Origin of the sequence: Delftia sp. ZNC0008 (assembly GCF_000799035.1) — a bacterium.
Lineage (GTDB): Bacteria > Pseudomonadota > Gammaproteobacteria > Burkholderiales > Burkholderiaceae_C > Comamonas > Comamonas tsuruhatensis.
In genome coordinates this window covers 1-3,325 of sequence record NZ_JTKZ01000072.1, presented here as the reverse complement: position 1 = coordinate 3,325, position 3,325 = coordinate 1, and the positions used below count along the sequence as shown (strand labels likewise).

Here is a 3,325-nt window from a genome sequence, read left to right as displayed (position 1 = left end):
CCGCGTCCGGCGGCTGAGTCCGGAGCGCTTCGCGGCCTGAGACGCCTGCCTTTTCGCTTTTTCAGCCCCCGCAACACACAACAATCCAAGGAGACAGGCATGGGTGCATTCAAGGAAGTGAGCAGGATTGCCGGCGCCTTCGTCGGCGTCATCGTCGGGGCGGGCTTCGCCTCGGGGCAGGAGATACTGCAGTTCTTCGCGGGCTTTGGCGCCATCGGCCTGGCGGGCTGCCTGGTGGCGGCCCTGGCCTTCGTCTTCCTGTCCATGGCGTTCTCCACCATGGGCCAGCGCCTGCAGGCCGGCTCGCACAAGGAGGTGGTGCAGGCCCTGCTGGGCCGGCATGTGGGCATGGTGTTCGATGTGCTGATCACCTTCTTCCTCTTCGCCATCACGGTGGTCATGCTGGCGGGCGCAGGCTCGCTGCTGCACCAGTGGCTGGGCCTGCCCGAGGTCTGGGGCAGCGTGCTGGCCACCGTGGCCACGGTGCTCATCGTCTGCCTGGACGTGGGCCGGGTGATCGCCTTCATCGGCGCGGTCACGCCGCTGCTGGTGTTCATGACCGTGGTGGTCGCAGGCTACGTGCTGGTGACGCCCCAGGGCGAGCCGGCCGCGCTGGAGGCCGCCACCGCCGCCCAGCCCCGGGGTGCGGGGCACTGGCTGGTGGCCGCGCTGCTCTATGTCTCCTACAACGTGGTGGCGGGCATGCCCTTCCTGGTGATCATGGGCGGCCAGGCCAGCTCGCGCCGAGTGGCGCTGTGGGGCGGCGTGGCCGGCGGGCTGCTGCTGGGCCTGCTGATGCTGCTGATCGCGGCCGCCATGGTCTGGCGCATGGACACGCTGGGCGGCCTGTCCATGCCCATGCTGGCGCTGGCCACGCAGATCTCGCCCTGGCTGGGGCACCTGATGTCGCTGGTCATCTTCGGCATGATCCTCAACACCGCCGTGGGCATGCTCTATGCCTTCGTGGCCCGCATCCTGCCGGCCGGCACGCCGCGTTTTCGCTGGGGCACGGGCGTGGCGGGCGTGGTGGCACTGGGCGGCAGCTTCGCGGGTTTCATCACGCTGGTGGGCATGGTGTACCCGGTCTATGGCTACATCGGCTTCGCGCTCATGGCCTGCGCGCTGGCAGGCTGGCTGCGCATGGGCCGCAGGCCGGCGCCCCAGGCCGATCTGCGCGGCACCTGAGGGAGCGGGCCTGACCCTAGAATCGGGCGGTCGCCAGCCCCGATCGCCCGCTTCATGCCCAGCCCCCGTCCTCGCACCAGTCCCGCCCCTGGTCCCGGCCCCAGCCCTCGTTCCAGTCCGCTTCCCACGGCAGACCAGGTCCTTGCCGCCGTGCTGCCGGGCGCCCGCACGGCCGCCGCCCTGCCCGCAGGCAAGCACGAAGTGGGGGCCAAGCTGCGCAAGGCCCGCAAGGAGCGCGGCCTGACGCTGCAGCAGGTAGCCGAAAGCAGCGGCCTGGCCGTGTCCACCATCTCCAAGGCCGAGCGCGGCCAGATCGCGCTGAGCTACGAGAAGGTGCTCATGCTGGGCAATGCGCTGGACATCGACATGACACGGCTGTTCATGGTCGGGGACGCCCAGCAGGCGGCCGGCGACACGCCCACCGTGGTCAAGGACCGTTTCGAGGACGTGCAGCGCTACGAGACCGACCAGTACCTCTACAGCGTGCTGTGCGGCGCCTTCCCGGGCAAGAAGATGCAGCCCCTGGTGGCCGTGATCAATGCGCGCGAGGCCGGGGAATTCTCGGAGACCATCCGCCATGCGGGCCAGGAGTTCGTGATGGTGCTCTCGGGCCGGGTGCGCATCCTGTTCGAGAACGGCGAATCGGTGGAGCTGGGCCGCCATGAGGCCGCGTATTTCGACAGCGGCGTGGGCCATGTGTATGTGAGCCTGAGCCGCCAGCCGGCTCAAGTCGTCTCTGTCTGCAGCTGAAATGGTTAGCACCCCCTGAGCGGCTGCGCCGCTTCCCCCGTTGCACGGCGCCCTCTCTCGCTACGCGGGAGGGGGGCGACACCCTCGGTGCGGGGCGGCGCGGCCGGCATAGGCCCTTCCTCGGTGTCTCTGGCGTGGGGGTGCGCTAGTTTCATAGGTCGCGCCTCTTGTTTGGGGCGCAGGCCGTTTTTCTGGGGGAATCCTCGTGCCCGGCACGGCCGCCCCGGAATTCCTACAATCGCTGCCCATGAGCCTGCCCCAGTACACCCGCGCCAAAGAGCTTCCCGCCATCCTTGCCAAGCGCCTCGTCATTCTTGACGGCGCCATGGGCACCATGATCCAGCGCTTCAAGCTGGGCGAAGCCCAGTACCGGGGCCAGGGCTACACGGGCCCGGGCAGCGTGGGCGACCGCTTCAAGGACTTCCCGCATGACGTCAAGGGCAACAACGAGCTGCTGTCGCTCACCCGCCCCGACGTGATCCGCGACATCCATGAGAAGTACCTGGCCGCCGGCGCCGACCTGATCGAGACCAACACCTTCGGCGCGACCACCATTGCGCAGGACGACTACCACATGGCCGATCTGGCGCGCGAGATGAATCTCGAGAGCGCCCGGCTGGCCCGCGCGGCCTGCGACAAGTACAGCACGCCCGGCCATCCGCGCTACGTGGCCGGCGCCCTGGGTCCCACGCCCAAGACGGCCAGCATCAGCCCCGACGTGAACGATCCGGGCGCGCGCAACGTGAATTTCGAGCAGCTGCGCCAGGCCTACCTGGAGCAGACGCTGGCGCTGATCGAGGGCGGCGCCGACGTCATCCTGGTCGAGACCATCTTCGACACGCTCAACGCCAAGGCCGCGCTGTTCGCGGTGGACGAGGCCTTCGAGCAAAGCGGCGAATGCCTGCCCATCATGATCAGCGGCACGGTGACCGATGCCTCGGGCCGCATCCTGTCCGGCCAGACGGTGACGGCCTTCTGGCACAGCGTGCGCCATGCCAACCCGCTGTCCATCGGCCTGAACTGCGCGCTGGGCGCGGCGCTGATGCGCCCCTACGTCCAGGAACTGAACAAGGCCGCGCCCGAGACCTTCATCAGCTGCTACCCCAACGCCGGCCTGCCCAATCCCATGAGCGACACGGGCTTTGACGAAACGCCCGAAGTCACCAGCCGCCTGGTGCATGAGTTCGCGGCCGAAGGCCTGGTCAACATTGTGGGCGGCTGCTGCGGCACCACGCCGGACCACATCGGCGCCATCGCCAAGGCCGTGGGCAGCACGCCCACGCGCCGCCTGTTCTACCCGGAATCGGCCTGATCGCGCGGGCGAAGCCTCTGACATGAGTTCGCCGCTGCCGCCCGTCCCGTCCCCAGCCGCAGGGCTGCCGCTACGCGG

Annotated in this window: 3 protein-coding genes; all 3 read left to right on the top strand. The window is 69.0% G+C overall.

Translation table 11 applies throughout. The features are described 5' to 3' along the window. The first annotated feature begins 99 nt into the window (after positions 1-99). The 3 genes from L995_RS02725 to L995_RS02715 all read left to right on the top strand — a co-directional run bounded on the left by L995_RS02725 (position 100) and on the right by L995_RS02715 (position 3,247). A complete protein-coding gene (locus tag L995_RS02725; RefSeq protein ID WP_016452210.1) occupies positions 100-1,185 on the top strand; it encodes a YkvI family membrane protein in 1,086 nt (361 codons plus the stop codon). Between the two features lie 54 nt (positions 1,186-1,239). Beyond that, positions 1,240-1,935 carry a helix-turn-helix domain-containing protein gene (locus L995_RS02720; RefSeq protein WP_016447398.1) on the top strand — a complete coding sequence of 232 codons (696 nt, stop codon included), beginning with the start codon at positions 1,240-1,242 and terminating at the stop codon, positions 1,933-1,935. A 247-nt stretch (positions 1,936-2,182) separates the two neighbouring features. Then, positions 2,183-3,247, top strand: a complete 1,065-nt coding sequence (locus L995_RS02715; RefSeq protein ID WP_017406622.1) for a homocysteine S-methyltransferase family protein — start codon at positions 2,183-2,185, stop codon at positions 3,245-3,247. Positions 3,248-3,325: the final 78 nt, after the last annotated feature.

What these genes read in the sequence shown, in the direction of transcription:
- L995_RS02725 (WP_016452210.1), top strand. Translation starts at nt 100, where the DNA reads ATGGGTGCATTCAAGGAAGTGAGCAGGATTGCCGGCGCCTTCGTCGGC.
- L995_RS02720 (WP_016447398.1), top strand. Translation starts at nt 1,240, where the DNA reads ATGCCCAGCCCCCGTCCTCGCACCAGTCCCGCCCCTGGTCCCGGCCCC.
- L995_RS02715 (WP_017406622.1), top strand. Translation starts at nt 2,183, where the DNA reads ATGAGCCTGCCCCAGTACACCCGCGCCAAAGAGCTTCCCGCCATCCTT.